We start from the raw sequence: 14,298 nt of genomic DNA, 5'->3' as shown, positions 1-14,298 counted from the left end.
TTTTAATGGGCTGAATATCAATTCGATTGTTCCTATCATTCCGAATATCTAAAACGCCTCACCAGACCCACCCCTCACCCATGCCGCTCTTGGACTACCAAGCCATAACAGACCAGTTGATAACGCGGCCTAAAGAAACATTACCGATGAGTTAAATACCCGCCCTATGACTTTCACTGAGCCAATATCAGTAATCTCGTCTGGAAATTCAGATGTGTTGTAGCTGCGAATAATTAACTTACCACCGGACTGCCGGTAAAGAAGCTTTATCCTGAATAAGTCATCTTGTTCAATGAAATAAATTCCACCATCGACGATATTAGTTCTTCCTCGATCAACCATAACAGTGGAGCCATTTGGGATGACGGGAGCCATGCTATCACCATGCACTGTAAAGGCTGCTGTGTCTGATGGTGCAATGCCATAACGCCTTAGGGTTGCGCGGGAGAATCTCAATTTAAATCCATTATAGTCTTGGTTCTTACTACGACCGGCTCCGGCAGCTAGCTCAATACTTTTGTAGAAAGGTATCTCAACTTCATCATCGCCAAGCGGGTCTGAACTATCCCATGCCTGTATTGGACTACCGACAACCTTGGACGCAGGAACGCCATCCCGAAGTTTTATGCTGGAATTTTTACACATCTCACCTAACCCGCTAGATAGCCAGTCAGGATCAACACCAAGTTCTTTAGCTATTGCAACAGTCTTACGTGAACCCTTCGCACCAGATAATAGTTTCCAGACGCTGGATTGAGCCATACCAACAGCATCAGCTAGTGATTTTTGTGTATGTCCGCTTTTAGCTATTGCAGCCGCTAGTCTTTCTGAAAATGTCACAACAATCCTCCATATATCCATACTTAATTCTATCGCTTATACGATAATTAATCAAAATCGCTCGGGCGATTGCATTTTGTTTTTTAAATAGCTAAACTCCATTTTATTAACAGGAAAAGCGATTTATGAAAAATAATGAAATTGATAAAGCGATACGCATCGCTGGTAGTCAAAAGGCATTAGGTAAAAAGATTGGCAGAGCTCAGTCAACCGTATGCGATTGGCTACACAACAGGAAACGTGTTGCTCCAGAAGTGGTACCTATCCTGGTGGATATAACTGGCGGAGAGGTAAAAGGCTATGAATTCCGCCCTGACTTACCAACTCTTTTCCCGCATCCGGACAAAGCCGCTTAACCAACGATAAGGATTATCCCCGATGAATAATGCAATGGCACGCAATTCAGAGATGCCAAAACTCAACCCTGTTGCGATGGAGAGCCTTATTCTCAACCGCCTTGCATCGGTAGGTCAAAAGCCGGTTGCGGACGCTATGGGGGTTGATGAGGCCATGGTTAGCCGGTGGAAGACGGGACAGATAAGCAATTTCTGCAAGTTCCTGGCTGAGCTTGGGATTCAACTTGCACCGCCTGATGCCGTTCTGGTTCGACGGGATTACCTGTTTTCGATGGAAACATTAGCGGAAATCGGCATGAAGGCAGAACGCATGCGTCCTGAACCACTGGGTTTTAGTTGAGGTGACTGAAATGGATCCTGCAAAAAAAATGCCCGCCAGACGGTGGGTCGGCGAGCAGGAAAGAAACAATCTAACTTTTGAGTTTTGAAAATTGCGAACTTCATACTTCGGGAGGAATTATGCACAGCAAAAATAAAAAGTTCAACAAAAAAGAATTGACTCAGCGAGCCGAGCTTCGGAAAACGTCTTGTAAGCGAGTTCAAGTAGTTGAAGGAGCAGCGCAATGGGTAACGTGGCTTATGACAATGTAACACCAATTAGACCTGATTTGCAGGTCGTGGAGCGTCGCGTGGCAGATACCGACGATGGATATACCAAATTGGCTAATGAACTCTATGAAGAGCTTATTGGGGCGAATTTAACCCGTAATCAGGCAAAGGTCGCACATGCCATTTGCCGTAAAACATATGGTTACAACAAGAAGATGGATCGCATTGCTGACAGCCAGCTTGCACAGCTAACAAAATTACCAAGACAGAAGGTTAATACTGCTAAAAATCAATTAATTGCCATGCGAGTGATTATTCGTGATGGGAACATGATAGGGCCTAATAAGAACCTGTCTGAGTGGGATTTACCAGAGTGTCACCAATTTAGTGACAGTGACACCAAAACGGTGACAAAAAGTGTCACCAAAACAGTGATAGGGTTGTCACCAAAACAGGGACACACAAAAGACAATATTCAAAAGAAAGAAAGAAAAGATCCCCCTAACCCCCATTCGGGCGTTAGCGATTCTCAGGCTAAAAATCCAACTAAGAAAAAATCAGAGCCGATCCCATACCAAGCCGTAATGGACGCTTACAACGAAGCTGTGGGCGACAGATTACCAAATGCTGACACGCTGAATGACAAGCGAAAAAGAGCTATCAAAAAACTTTTTAGCGAACTGGCTCACCCAACGGTAAGCGCTGCTAAATCCTATTTCTCCGCGTTTATCGAAGATGCCAGACCATTCTATTTTGGCGATAACGATCGGGGCTGGAAAGCTAATTTTGATTACCTTCTGCGGTCTGACACGTTACTGAAAGTCAGGGAGGGGTCACTGTGAGAACTCAGGATTTAGAAAGTTCAGTGATCGGGAGTCTGCTGGTAGGCGGCGCAAGCCCTGACGCATTTCACGTAATTTCAACGTTACCGGAAGAAGCGTTCAGTATCGCTCAGTATCGTGAAGCCTACAGAGAAATTAAACGCCAGGCTCTGACTAATTCGTTGATTGATCCGATCATGGTATCCGATTCTCTTGGTGGAAGCAGCCATGCAGTGTTATCAGAAACAGTGAAACACTGTTGGTCAGCGGCAAACATCAGAGGTTATGCAGACTTGGTGCGCAAGGCATGGAGTCGCAGAAAGATAACTGAGATTGTCAGATCGTCACATCAAGCTATTGAATCAGCCCGTAATAGCGATGAAACAGATAACGCGGTATCTGAGTTGTTAACCAGCTTAACGGCTATTTCATCCGAAGATGGCGCGATTAATCCGGTAAAAATGACAGATTTACTGGAAAATTATCTTGGCGATTTAGAGTGCCGGAATCGTGGAGAGTCCACCGTTCAGACACTTCAGTTCAATATGCCTGCTCTTGATGAAAAGACCGGAGGATTGAATAAAACTGACCTGATGATCCTTGCTGCTCGCCCTGCGATGGGGAAAACGGAATACGCGTTAACTATGGCCCGTGGAGTAGCAGATCGCGGCGGTGTTCTGATGTTCTCAATGGAAATGACATCAGGCCAACTGACAGAGCGCAATATAGCAGGAACTGGTGGATTATCAGTTTCGAAATTAAAAAATCCGAAAATGCTTAACGATGAAGACTGGGCGAGGATTGCCAGCGGGATCGGGTGCATGGATAAAAAAGATTTTTGGATGGTTGACACTACCGATCTGAGTGTTGAGCAAATCAGAGCCATTGCAGAATCCCATAAGCGCCAGAACCCAACGTTATCAGCGATTTTTATCGACTACCTGGGTTTAATCAAGAAGCCCAAAGCAGAGCGTAACGATCTGGCTATTGCGCATATTTCAAGAAACTTGAAGTTTATGGCGATGCAGTTAAAAACGCCTGTAATCGTCCTCAGCCAACTTTCCCGCGATGTTGAAAGCCGACCAAACAAACGCCCGGTTAGCTCAGATTTACGTGATTCTGGCTCTATTGAGCAGGACGCTGATGTTATAGCCATGCTCTACCGAGATGAGTATTACAACGAGAGCAGCCCGGCAAAGGGGATTGCAGAGGTTATCGTCACAAAGAACCGTAACGGTGAAACAGGGACTATCTATCAGGAATTCCGGCAAGGTCATTTCTATGAAACCAGTCAGGAACATGCACAAATAGCATCGAGAGAAAAGCCAGAAGATACCCGTAGATACAGCAAGAAAGGGGCGTTCTGATGCAAATCGAAATGGTTAAAGGCGCAGGCGGTGTTTTTGTCCCGGTAGACGATATGACAGCCGGAAAGCTCACCAAGTTTAAAAACGGTGAGGTATATCCGGTTGAAGTGAAGCTGGTCAGAAATCCCCAATTTCACCGCAAAGTTTTTGCCTTCTTCCAGTTCTGTTTTAAGCACTGGAGCGGAGAGAAGGCAGACCTTGAGTTCATGGATGAATCAGCACAGTTCAACACATTCAGAAAGAACCTGACAGTGCTGGCAGGCTACAAAGACATTACATACACAATCGACGGCAGGATGCGCGTAGAGGCTAAAAGCCTGGCATACGGGAACATGGAGCAGCCAGAGTTTGAAGAATGCTACAGCGCTCTGATTAACGCAGCAATTAAGCACATATTTGGCAATACCAAAGATCAGAACGTTATTAACCAGCTGTATAGCTATTTTTGAGGTGCGTGATGAGTGAAGTTTATAAAAAAGTAGACGGTACCCATTACCGCAACATATGGGTAGTTGGCGATCTGCATGGATGCTATCAGAACCTGATGGGGAAGCTTGATAGCGTTGGTTTTGATAGAGAAAGAGACCTGTTAATTTCAGTTGGCGACATGATAGATCGTGGCACCCAAAACATTGAATGTTTAGACCTGATTAACGAGCCTTGGTTTATGGCAGTTCGTGGAAATCATGAGCAAATGGCGATTGATGCGCTGTCCGGAAAAGGTGACGTGAATCTCTGGATAGCCAATGGTGGGCTTTGGTTCTTTCATCTTGACTATGAGCAAGAGATTTTAGCCAGAGCGCTGATAGCAATGTCAGAAAGCCTTCCACTGGTGATAGATGTTGATACCGATAACGGTAAATACATTATCGCTCATGCCGATTATCCTCATCACGAATATCAATATGGGCGGCCTGTTGACCATCAATCCGTAATTTGGAACAGGGCGAGAGTTAGTAATTCTATTGATGGTGATAGCGAAGAGATATCAGGCGCAAAGCAATTCATCTTCGGACACACGCCCATGAACCAACCATGCAAATTTAAAAACCAATTCTATATCGATACCGGGGCTGTATTCACTGGACGGCTAACGCTGGTTCAAATTCAGGGCGACAAGAAGAGGGCGGCGTGATGAAAGCTGTTGCTGACGATATTCAGGGTTTGAAGAAAGAATTAGCTGAGACAAAAGTAGCGCTAACAGATGCAAGGAAAGTAATAGGGAAACTGGAAAAGGATTTAGAGGCCGAAAGAAAGCAACAGAATGGTTTTGTGGTCATAGGAACCAAGCCCGTTCCAATGGGAATTGTTAATTGGATGAATGATTATGGAATGCCGTGGGAAGTATTTTGGTGCTATGAGCATAACCAGTGGGTTGATGAACTCGATACGACATTTCCATATCACCACGACAATTTTTGCCCTAAATGCAGGAGGTCTGCATGAGCAACTTACGGGAAGAGGCAAAGCCAAGGAAAAGAAAAGAACTCAAGCCGAAGAAGTGCAAAGCCTGTCTTGAGCTATTCAAACCAGTGAACGGGTTTCAAAAGGTTTGTGGCCCGACGTGTGCGCTCAAGTTAGTCAGAATTCAGAGAGCGAAGGAAGGAAAGAAAGAGCTAAAAATCAGAAAGCTTGCTGCTCAACCGTACTCATACCATGTAAGAAACACTCAAGCAGCATTTAACGCCTACATCAGAGAGCGAGACGCTGAATTGCCTTGTATCAGTTGCGGACGTTATCACGATGGTCAATATCATGCCGGCCACTTCAAGACTACAGCAGCACGACCAGACCTCAGATTCAATGAAGACAACGTTCATAAGCAATGCAGCGTCTGTAATAACCATCTGTCAGGAAATATCGACAAATACCGCCCGGCACTGATAGCGAAAATTGGTCTGGAGCGAGTAGAGGCGCTGGAAGTGGTACCCAAGCCGCACCGACCATCAGTAGAAGAGTTAAAAGAAATTCGTGATATGTACCGGTACAAGTTAAAGCAGCTTAAACAGCATAAGGCGGCAGCATGAATTTAGAATGGCTAAGAGGTAACGTAATTACGGCGCTATCAGATTTTCATGCGACGAATAACGGTCAGCTTGGTGCTATGGAAGGGCAGATAATGCTTCGCACGGACAGGTTCAATAAAAACGTTGTGAGATATATCGAAATCGGAGCAGGGAAAAAAGTTCGTGTACCTCATTGTGTTTTGAACGTAAAGCAAACCAGAAATGGCGGCAGGTCTAAACCCTTGATTGAGGAAATCACTTATAACTTCTCAGGCTGGAGGCGGTCTATACACCAGTTAGCCGATGAGCAGAAAGCCTGGATATTGTACTGCTACGGCGATTTCAAATACCGAAATGAGCAATTTACTGTTGTTCCGTATATTTGGGAGAAATTTACGGAGCAATACGAAGGAAAGCGAATTACAGGCAAGGTTAAGTCAAGGCTTCAGGCGCTGGCATGGCTTGCGGTACAAGTGGCAGCCGGGGAGATAAAGGGCTACAAACACCTGACTTATACTGATACGGAGCTAGCGGCAAAGTTAGGCGTGAGCAAGCAAAGTTTATATAAAGATTATAAGGATTATTGGCATGCCTTATTAAGTCAGTGCTTCAGCTTAGATAAAGCGGCTCTGTCTTCATCAAGGCCAGCAAGAAGATTAAACGCAGTATAGTTGACTAATTCAGATATTCGGGGCTATAGTGTCCTTGCACTGGCGAAGTCAGTGCCGGGATTCGAGCCCCGGAGATTGGAGCGCACAGCCGCGCTAAGCGGTTTTTTTGTGCATAATGTATGACCGCACCAGAATAATGGTGAGGCGTATGGGGGAGCCGAAAGGCTCGCCGGGTGCTCCGTCCGGTAGTTCGAACCCTGTACGTCTCACCACCCTATGATTCGAACCTAATGGTGGTGACTTCAAAATTAAACGGAGTCATAAATGAATACTCAATTATCTACTTCAAATCTATCTATCGTTACTCATAACCAAGCGCCAGTTATTACAACTGAGCTACTGGCTCAGCTTTACGGTTCAGAAGTAAAACACATCCAGAATAATCACATCCGCAATGAAGATCGTTTTGTTTCCGGAAAGCATTTTTTCAAGCTGGAAGGTGCAGAATTGAGGGATTTTAAGAACAGACCATCTTTAAGAGGGTTAGTTGGAAAACACGCCCGCTCTCTCATCCTCTGGACTGAACGCGGCGCAGCCCGACACGCTAAAATGCTGGAAACAGATCAGGCGTGGGAAGTATTCGAAAAGTTAGAGGATTGCTACTTCAATCAACGCCAGCCACAATTACAGTCCAAACCCAAGCCACGAACCCCGGATTACCGTTACAACATCACCCTAATCTATCGCGACAATGTCACCGGGCTGGAAGAGCGATTTAGCGGTGTCTGTAACACTCATGAAGAGATTATCCGGGGAACGGCGAAGAAATTCGGCATATTCATCCCCGAGATGATAAACATGCCATTTAATGCTTATTGATAATCATCCACCCCGCCCAGTGCGGGGTTTTTAATTGACTAATTAGATTCGAGTGGTTATTATAACCCCATATTTTGGCAAGAGAGAGCTAGGATGGATAGCAGGAATGCAATCGCATTAATAGAAGCTGACGGGTGGTATCTTGTGAGGGTAAAAGGTAGTCATCATCAATTCAAACACCCAACAAAGAAAGGCTTGGTAACGGTGAAACATCCACACAAAGACATTCCATTGCCAACGTTAAAAAGTATTAGAAAACAGGCGGGTATTTAAATCCCTTGGAGGTAAACATGTTATATCCAGTAGCTATTGATAAGGGTAACTCATCTTTTGGTGTTCGGGTGCCCGATATTCCGGGGTGCTTCTCAGGTGGAGATAACTATCAGGATGCATTAGAAAACGCTCGTGAGGCTATTGAGGCACATGTTGAGTTACTGGTAGAAGATGGCGATCCCATTCCTAAGGCTACAAGTATTGAACATTATCTGACAGATTCAGATTATTCAGAGGTGATATGGGCGCTAGTTGATGTAGATATTACTCGATTGATGGGAAAGTGTGAAAAAATTAACGTAACACTCCCAGCTATACTGATTCGCCGTATAGACCAGTTTGTATTAAATCACCCAGAGTATGGTAGTCGTTCAGGTTTTTTATCACGCATTGCTGCTGATAGGGTTGTGTGTGAGTTAAAAAAGTAAATAGAGGTGATCTGTGAGCCCATTCCTTTTAAGAGAGCAATTTGAAGAATATGTTAAAAATAACATTCCTCATCTGTGTCTTGATTTAGGTGGAAACCCAATAGAGAATCCTGATGATATTGATATCTGTCCATTTAGCGGGTTAAGAGCATATAAAGAAATTGGCGTACAGATGCTGTGGAAGATGTTTTACGAAGGAGCAAAGGTTAGTATTAAGTGCTCTGTAATTAAATTACCAGTGCTAAAGAGTATTCCCGATGGTTTTTATGATGCAGGATATAATGAAGGTATTCTTGATTGTAAAAAATATCTTATTGCGAAAGGATTTAAAGTTAAACGCTGATTAACTAAGCATCGCTTGCAAAAGTTTACTTTTACCCTATAATTTAAGCATCTTTTGATATTCTGCCTAAGTTGTAAGCGTGGCAGATTAAGACTAAAGATAGTTAAAGGTGTAGAGAAAATCAGAGAGACCCGCTGCGGCGGGTTTTTTCGTATCTACGGGTCAGTCGTATAAAGGTTATTACGGAAGGCTGTTAACCTTCTTATCGTGGTTCGATTCCACGCTGTCCCGCCAAATTACAAGGGTCGCCATGTGCGGCCTTTTTTATTGCCTGTGAGTTAGAAGTACGGCGCTTTTAATATCTTTAATCATAGAAAATAATAGTGATAGGTGGTAATCATGTTCATTCAAACGGATAAATCTTGGAGAAACAATTTGATTACCTATAAAGATATCAATCTGGCCTATTCGGAATTGATCGCAAAGCAATCAAAGCGGCTAAATGACCTTAGAAATGCGTCAAATGAGCTTATCTTTGATTATGAGCGTTCGCTGGGGTTAGAGCGTAATGTATGGGAAGACCTTCATGGAAATGAACGCGAATATACAACGTTCGGGGTAATTGAAAATGATAAGTTTATTGAGAAAAGTATTCACCAGATAAAGATGGATACAAATTTCTCTTTAAGTTACTCAATTAAAACAGTCGTTAATGATACGCCACTTGGTGGAGATCATGTACTAATATCAGTATCAATTAGAATTGAAGATAACAATTTCATTATTGATGTTGGCAATGGAGCTGCTCAGTTCATCATTTCACAGGATGGCGGTAAAGGTAAGTTCGGTGAGGTTTCTGAATCAATCAAGGCATTGGTCATTAGCTCACTAACAAGCAAACATCTGAATTGATCTTTAATTTAAATATAGAGCCCTTACATCTGTAGGGGCTTTTTATTGACCACTGATCTGCTATGCGCTAATCTGTACATGTACAGAAGAGGTGCATATGAAAACATTTACCTATACCCAAATGCGGTCTGAATTGTCGGACATTCTCGAACTAATGAGAGCTGGAGATTCCGTCAGGATAACCCAAAAGAACAAGCCTGATATCCTGTTAGGAAACATTGTAACAAACACTGCTATAGAAACATTAAAACGTCAATTGGAAGAAAGTCCCACTGAGATAATAAAGCGTGCGTTGGAAGAAAGTCCTGATGAGTTTACAAAAGCACTCTTGCATACACAGACCAAACACGCAGCAATAATTAAGAAACTGGAAGATAAGTGATGGAAGAAATCAGATTTCTCACTATTGATGAGGTTATTGCGATACAAAAATCAACGCTTCCGAATAGCGGCAACCCAGATATTAACAAGCTGGAAGGTGCGTTATTCAGAATACAAACGTTGAAAGATTATGAGGGATGTCAGGATATTTTTACGTTTGCTGCCATGTATATGGTTGCGATAGCGAAATCACATGCTTTTCATGATGGCAATAAGCGCACAGCGTTTCAGGCATCCAGTGTTTTCTTACTTTTGAATGGCTACGAACTAAACACATCACTTGAATTAGTGAAACTTACGATATTTGCAGCAACGGGTGAAGCCAGCTTTGATAATGTCGGCTTCACGCTGAAAGTATTGTCTGATTATCGTAACGATCTTCTTTCCGATACCGTAACAGGTTATATAAGTGACTTCTAAGCCCTGACTTCTGTCGGGGCTTCGTCATCGTCATCTGGGGGATTCCTTGATGGCCACGGTGGAATATTACTCATCTGGCACCCCCAGATACTTTTTAAATCCGGCCAGCGCCAGTTGAACTAGTTCTTTACCGTCCTGAGTACTAAAGAAGCCTGGTAAGTTGGCGAGATTATTACTCAACCACTGCTGGTCAACTATCGTCATATGTCCACCGATAGATGAGAGAATAGCCACACCGGGAGAAATCACCGGTTGCTGTTGAGCTGGTGGCAGGGATTGAGCCTGTGGCTGCATACCTGCAATCTGGCGCTGAACCTCTTGCTGTATCAATTGCTGGATGTTGGGCTGTGTGGGCTGCTGATATTGCTGCTGCGCTGGCATATAGGGATTCTGTAGCTGGCTCTGTAATGAAGCCAGTTGCTGGTAAGGATTGTTATAGGGGTTATTAAACATAGCATATCCTGCTGAAAAATGAGGTTGGCCAACTAGGGTCAGTAACGTGAATGTTCTGTGGTTTTTAATTTCACAGCACAAACATGCTGAAAAGCCCCCGAAGGGGCTTGGTATCAGATGCGGGTATTAATTGGGTTAGCGGTTTGAGCCGCACCCGTTAATGTTCCTGAACCGATATTGATTTGGGCGTTAGTGGCTTTCGCCAGTTGACCCACTTCACACAGCTCACGGAATACCCGGTCATTAAACAGTGCCTGGGCTTGCGCCTGGGACTGAATTTGACCCTGTAGCTGATTTTGGTTGTTAATCATGGAAATCTTGATACCTTCTTCACCATCACGGCGGCGACCATCGTGACGCAGTTCAGTCACTTCGTTAGCCAGTACGGTGATTTGACGGTTCAGGTTTTCACGGTCAATAGACCCAATCAGTGCACGGGTTTTTTCGCCGTCGTTCTGCACGGTCTTGGCAACCTGCCAGCCGGTCTTCTCGACATTGAAATTAACCCCACAGATACCCTGACCCAGTTGATACAGGGTATTAGCCTGTGCTAACTGGATGGCGTTCTGACCGGCGGTCAGCGCCAGGGTTTGTTCCAGGGTCATATTGTTGATGTTGTTCTGCATTCCAGCTAATGCCAGTTGCGTCTGAGCTTCAGCCAGCGGAATAGCTGCCTGAATGTCCCCGAGTTTCGCCATTTGCTGGATATCCAGAACGTCATCGGGGGTGGCACAGTGACGGCCATCATGGCAACCGCGATTACCGTCGAAGCCAAAACCGCCGCCGAAACCACCGAAGCCACCGCCCAACAGGCCGCGACCCAGCAGAGCACCGACGAGCAGTCCACCCATGCCGCCGCCAAAGCCGTCATGGCAACCGGAGCCGTAACCGCCACCCATAGGGTTAGTAAAAACGTTAACTGGCTCCATGTGATGCCCCTTTGCGTGATGTGTATGCTTATGTTTTACCTTGTGGTGGTGATGCACCACTGAATCTTTGGAAATGATATCCAAATCATCCTCATCTTTAAGCGCCATAAAATCCTCCCGTGGTCGTATGCCACAGGCTAATGATTGGCTCTTTATTGACATATATCAATATTGTTAAGTAAATGTTGCATATATGAATAACTTGCGCGAGAGGAAGCCTTGTCGGTGCTGCGGGACGATGCTTAACTTATGTCCGGAGTGTCTTGACATCCTCCCCGCCCTAAAGGGCGAGGATTCCTACAGCGTTCAGACCGAAGTCTGACTCGCCTCGGTGGGTTCCTGCTTCATCGAACGGCCTAAAGCTGCCATCTCTCCACAGGCTAACGCGGCGTGCCCCGCCGCTAAAATATTACGAGCGCCGTTTATATCGGCATTCTCTGTATATCCACATTCCAGACACTCAAACAGGCTTTGGGACTGGCGGTTTTCTTTCGCTGTATGACCACAGCAAGCACATTTCTGGCTAGTGTAGGCCGGATTAATCGCCAGCACATGACCACCGCGCCAGAGCTGCTTATACTCAAGCTGGCGGCGCAGTTCGTACCAACCCTGATCTAATATCGAACGGTTTAAGCCTGATTTTGCCCGGACGTTGCGCCCCGGCTGGCTGACCGTACCCGCGGCTGACTTTGACATGTTGGCAACCTTTAAGTCTTCAATGACGATCATGGCGTGGTTTTTGCTGATTGTCGTGCTGACCTTATGAAGGTAGTCTCGGCGGATGTTCGCGATACGAGAGTGCAGGTTTTGTACTTTGTGTTTAGCCTTCTTCCAGTTATTGCTGAACTTCACCTTGCGGCTCATTTCACGCTGGAGTCTGGCGAGCTTCTTTTGATTGGTTTTAAAGCTGTGTACAGGCTCAAAAATGGTGCCATCTGATAGTGTAGCTAGCTTCGCCACGCCAGCATCAAGACCAACCATCGATGTTGAAACATGAGCTGGTTCAGTGACTTCATATTCCGTCTGGATGCTGACGTACCACTTACCGCATGACTGGCTGACAGTGACGTTCTTCACTTCTCCAATGACTTCACGGCTATTGCGATAACTTATCCAGCCCAGTTTTGGCAGCGATATACGGTTGTTCTCTTGATCCAGTTTCACACCCTGCGGGTAGCGGAATGCATCACTTTGCCCCCGTTTTTTAAACCGTGGGAATGACGCCCGTTTCTGAAAGAAGTTTTTATAGGCTCGCTCAAGATCTTTTAAAGCCTGTTGCAAAGGCTGGGATGGTGCTTCTTTCAACCATTGCGTTTCAGGTGTTTTTTTCCACTCAACCAGCCATGCCGCCATTTTTACATAGGAAAGGTATTTGTTACCCGCCTCATGGTTTTCGTTCTGCAAGACCAACGATTTGTTGAACACAAAACGACATGCCCCAGCGAAGCAACGCATATCGCGCTCTTGCTGACCATTAGGTCTTAACTGGAATTTGAAGGCTTGTAGTCGTTTCATATGGAAGATTATACTTTTGGCCTATGACAAAAGAAACCGATATTCGTCGAGGAAGACACTGTACTTTCCTGATGCATGTTTCACTTGGTATTTGTTGCCAAGTATCGACGTAAAATATTTGATCAGGATGCTATCGATAGGTTGCGGAGCTATTTTGCTAGCGTATGCGCCGATTTTGATGTTGAACTGGTCGAGATGGATGGTGAAGGAGATCACGTTCACTTGCTGGTCAATTACCCGCCAAAATTAGCGGTATCCAGTTTAGTCAACAGCCTCAAAGGGGTATCCAGTCGGTTACTCCGCCGTGACCGTCCAGATATTGGTGCACGGTATTACTACAAAGGTGTTCTGTGGACTCCGAGCTACTTTGCTAGTAGTTGCGGTGGTGCGCCAATATCCATCATCCGACAGTACATTGAGCAACAGCAAACACCTAGTTAGGTAGAAAACCGTGCCTTATATCCCCGCCCTGAAGGACAGGGTTTTACGGCACACCGGATAAAAATGATAGTGTCAGAAGATTAATTGATATTGTGATCAGTGTTACTAAGGAGTTGAAAATTGATTAATTCAATTCTCTATTCTTTAGAAGCGCTCAATAAGATAGCTGAAAAGTTGCAGGATAAGAATTTCAGTAGAGCAAGCTGGTCTGATGAAGATATTGATTTTATAAGAAAAGAAATTAAGATTTTTTATTTAAAAGAGCAAAAAAATAAATGTGTATATTGTAAGCAAATTACAAAAAGCCATAATGGTAGACAATGGGATGTTGAGCATATTATATCAAGAGAGTCAGTCCATGAATTTATGTTTGAACCAAAAAATCTTTGTGTAGCATGCCCTGACTGCAATCAAAGAAAGGGGATTAATAAAGTTACATATAGCAAGGCAAAAAAGAGATTACCTTTAAACTCGAGTGATTATTATATAGTTCATCCTCATTTCGACAATTATGAACAGCATATTGACGCAATTTATCCGGGGGAGTTTTACATGGCTAAAACAGAAAAAGGGGAGAAAACGATAACGATATGTGGCCTTAATCGATTTCATGAGTTTGTAGGATATGACCCGGCTGTAGCAACTGATAATCGAATTCTTCAGTTTGCCAGTCAACTTCCCAATATTAAAGATGAACATGAAAGGAGTTGCCTTTTACGGGAAATTGCGACTCTAGCTCTTAGACAACTTAGTAGCAAAAAATTAGAAACTAGTAATACTTAACGAAACTATATATGTTCTGAATTTTATGAGAGCCAGCCATGCTATTTCATA

At 44.3% G+C, this 14,298-nt stretch carries 21 protein-coding genes, 1 tRNA gene and 1 pseudogene; 19 read left to right on the top strand and 4 right to left on the bottom strand.

The features are described 5' to 3' along the window. Window positions 1–129: 129 nt before the first annotated feature. Window positions 130–840 (bottom strand): XRE family transcriptional regulator, encoded by a 711-nt coding sequence (locus tag GOL65_RS12465; RefSeq protein ID WP_228723095.1) that lies wholly within the window; start codon window positions 838–840, stop codon window positions 130–132. A gap of 125 nt (window positions 841–965) precedes the next feature. On the opposite strand from GOL65_RS12465, the gene GOL65_RS12460 reads away from it, so the two are divergent. The 17 genes from GOL65_RS12460 (at window position 966) to GOL65_RS12380 (ending at window position 10,126) form a co-directional block, all read left to right on the top strand. Beyond that, window positions 966–1,196 carry a transcriptional regulator gene (locus GOL65_RS12460; protein ID WP_140919052.1) on the top strand — a complete coding sequence of 77 codons (231 nt, stop codon included), beginning with the start codon at window positions 966–968 and terminating at the stop codon, window positions 1,194–1,196. A 22-nt stretch (window positions 1,197–1,218) separates the two neighbouring features. Then, entirely contained in the window at window positions 1,219–1,536 is a 318-nt protein-coding gene (locus tag GOL65_RS12455) for a CII family transcriptional regulator (RefSeq protein ID WP_179038337.1), read from the top strand. 223 nt (window positions 1,537–1,759) lie between these two features. Beyond that, a complete protein-coding gene (locus GOL65_RS12450; protein WP_140919051.1) occupies window positions 1,760–2,587 on the top strand; it encodes a replication protein in 828 nt (275 codons plus the stop codon). After that, window positions 2,584–3,933: a replicative DNA helicase gene (locus tag GOL65_RS12445; RefSeq protein WP_179038336.1), complete on the top strand. Its 1,350-nt coding sequence runs from the start codon at window positions 2,584–2,586 to the stop codon at window positions 3,931–3,933. The genes GOL65_RS12450 and GOL65_RS12445 overlap by 4 nt, the downstream gene beginning before the upstream one ends. Beyond that, a complete protein-coding gene (locus GOL65_RS12440) occupies window positions 3,933–4,382 on the top strand; it encodes a DUF1367 family protein (protein ID WP_140919049.1) in 450 nt (149 codons plus the stop codon). The genes GOL65_RS12445 and GOL65_RS12440 overlap by 1 nt, the downstream gene beginning before the upstream one ends. Before the next feature lie 8 nt (window positions 4,383–4,390). Continuing rightward, window positions 4,391–5,068: a metallophosphoesterase gene (locus GOL65_RS12435; protein ID WP_140919048.1), complete on the top strand. Its 678-nt coding sequence runs from the start codon at window positions 4,391–4,393 to the stop codon at window positions 5,066–5,068. Next, the gene (locus GOL65_RS12430) at window positions 5,068–5,379 is read left to right on the top strand and encodes an antitoxin PHD (RefSeq protein ID WP_140919047.1); all 312 of its coding nucleotides are present in this window, start codon (window positions 5,068–5,070) and stop codon (window positions 5,377–5,379) included. The genes GOL65_RS12435 and GOL65_RS12430 overlap by 1 nt, the downstream gene beginning before the upstream one ends. Then, a complete protein-coding gene (locus GOL65_RS12425) occupies window positions 5,376–5,960 on the top strand; it encodes a recombination protein NinG (protein WP_140919046.1) in 585 nt (194 codons plus the stop codon). The genes GOL65_RS12430 and GOL65_RS12425 overlap by 4 nt, the downstream gene beginning before the upstream one ends. Continuing rightward, window positions 5,957–6,610, top strand: coding sequence for a bacteriophage antitermination protein Q (locus GOL65_RS12420; protein WP_140919045.1), 654 nt, complete (start codon window positions 5,957–5,959; stop codon window positions 6,608–6,610). Before GOL65_RS12425 ends, GOL65_RS12420 begins: the two co-directional genes overlap by 4 nt. Before the next feature lie 264 nt (window positions 6,611–6,874). Beyond that, the gene (locus GOL65_RS12415; RefSeq protein WP_140919044.1) at window positions 6,875–7,429 is read left to right on the top strand and encodes an ORF6N domain-containing protein; all 555 of its coding nucleotides are present in this window, start codon (window positions 6,875–6,877) and stop codon (window positions 7,427–7,429) included. 93 nt (window positions 7,430–7,522) lie between these two features. Beyond that, entirely contained in the window at window positions 7,523–7,702 is a 180-nt protein-coding gene (locus tag GOL65_RS12410; RefSeq protein WP_140919043.1) for a type II toxin-antitoxin system HicA family toxin, read from the top strand. A 17-nt stretch (window positions 7,703–7,719) separates the two neighbouring features. Continuing rightward, window positions 7,720–8,130 (top strand): type II toxin-antitoxin system HicB family antitoxin, encoded by a 411-nt coding sequence (locus GOL65_RS12405; protein WP_140919042.1) that lies wholly within the window; start codon window positions 7,720–7,722, stop codon window positions 8,128–8,130. Between the two features lie 13 nt (window positions 8,131–8,143). Next, window positions 8,144–8,473, top strand: coding sequence for a hypothetical protein (locus GOL65_RS12400; protein WP_140919041.1), 330 nt, complete (start codon window positions 8,144–8,146; stop codon window positions 8,471–8,473). A gap of 159 nt (window positions 8,474–8,632) precedes the next feature. After that, window positions 8,633–8,707: transfer RNA gene (locus GOL65_RS12395), tRNA-Asn, on the top strand. 105 nt (window positions 8,708–8,812) lie between these two features. Then, window positions 8,813–9,325, top strand: a complete 513-nt coding sequence (locus tag GOL65_RS12390) for a hypothetical protein (RefSeq protein WP_179038335.1) — start codon at window positions 8,813–8,815, stop codon at window positions 9,323–9,325. Window positions 9,326–9,422: 97 nt separating this feature from the next. Then, window positions 9,423–9,707 carry a type II toxin-antitoxin system Phd/YefM family antitoxin gene (locus GOL65_RS12385; protein WP_140919039.1) on the top strand — a complete coding sequence of 95 codons (285 nt, stop codon included), beginning with the start codon at window positions 9,423–9,425 and terminating at the stop codon, window positions 9,705–9,707. Then, the gene (locus tag GOL65_RS12380; protein ID WP_140919038.1) at window positions 9,707–10,126 is read left to right on the top strand and encodes a type II toxin-antitoxin system death-on-curing family toxin; all 420 of its coding nucleotides are present in this window, start codon (window positions 9,707–9,709) and stop codon (window positions 10,124–10,126) included. The genes GOL65_RS12385 and GOL65_RS12380 overlap by 1 nt, the downstream gene beginning before the upstream one ends. Window positions 10,127–10,192: 66 nt before the next feature. Here the strand turns inward: GOL65_RS12380 and GOL65_RS12375 are convergent, their stop codons facing one another. The 3 genes from GOL65_RS12375 to GOL65_RS12365 form a co-directional block, all read right to left on the bottom strand. Further along, window positions 10,193–10,579 carry a hypothetical protein gene (locus GOL65_RS12375; RefSeq protein ID WP_140919037.1) on the bottom strand — a complete coding sequence of 129 codons (387 nt, stop codon included), beginning with the start codon at window positions 10,577–10,579 and terminating at the stop codon, window positions 10,193–10,195. Window positions 10,580–10,692: 113 nt separating this feature from the next. Beyond that, window positions 10,693–11,616, bottom strand: a complete 924-nt coding sequence (locus GOL65_RS12370) for a hypothetical protein (RefSeq protein ID WP_140919036.1) — start codon at window positions 11,614–11,616, stop codon at window positions 10,693–10,695. Between the two features lie 198 nt (window positions 11,617–11,814). After that, on the bottom strand, window positions 11,815–13,023 hold the full coding sequence (locus GOL65_RS12365) for an RNA-guided endonuclease InsQ/TnpB family protein (protein WP_140921535.1): 1,209 nt from the start codon (window positions 13,021–13,023) through the stop codon (window positions 11,815–11,817). A gap of 23 nt (window positions 13,024–13,046) precedes the next feature. On the opposite strand from GOL65_RS12365, the pseudogene tnpA reads away from it, so the two are divergent. After that, window positions 13,047–13,464, top strand: a pseudogene (tnpA, locus tag GOL65_RS12360) (IS200/IS605 family transposase). 120 nt (window positions 13,465–13,584) lie between these two features. Then, window positions 13,585–14,247: an HNH endonuclease gene (locus GOL65_RS12355; RefSeq protein ID WP_140919035.1), complete on the top strand. Its 663-nt coding sequence runs from the start codon at window positions 13,585–13,587 to the stop codon at window positions 14,245–14,247. Window positions 14,248–14,298 lie beyond the last annotated feature (51 nt).

It is taken from the genome of Limnobaculum xujianqingii (genome assembly GCF_013394855.1).
Lineage (GTDB): Bacteria > Pseudomonadota > Gammaproteobacteria > Enterobacterales > Enterobacteriaceae > Limnobaculum > Limnobaculum xujianqingii.
Note: the sequence above shows the minus strand (reverse complement) of the source record. Positions and strands in the feature narration are given on the sequence as shown.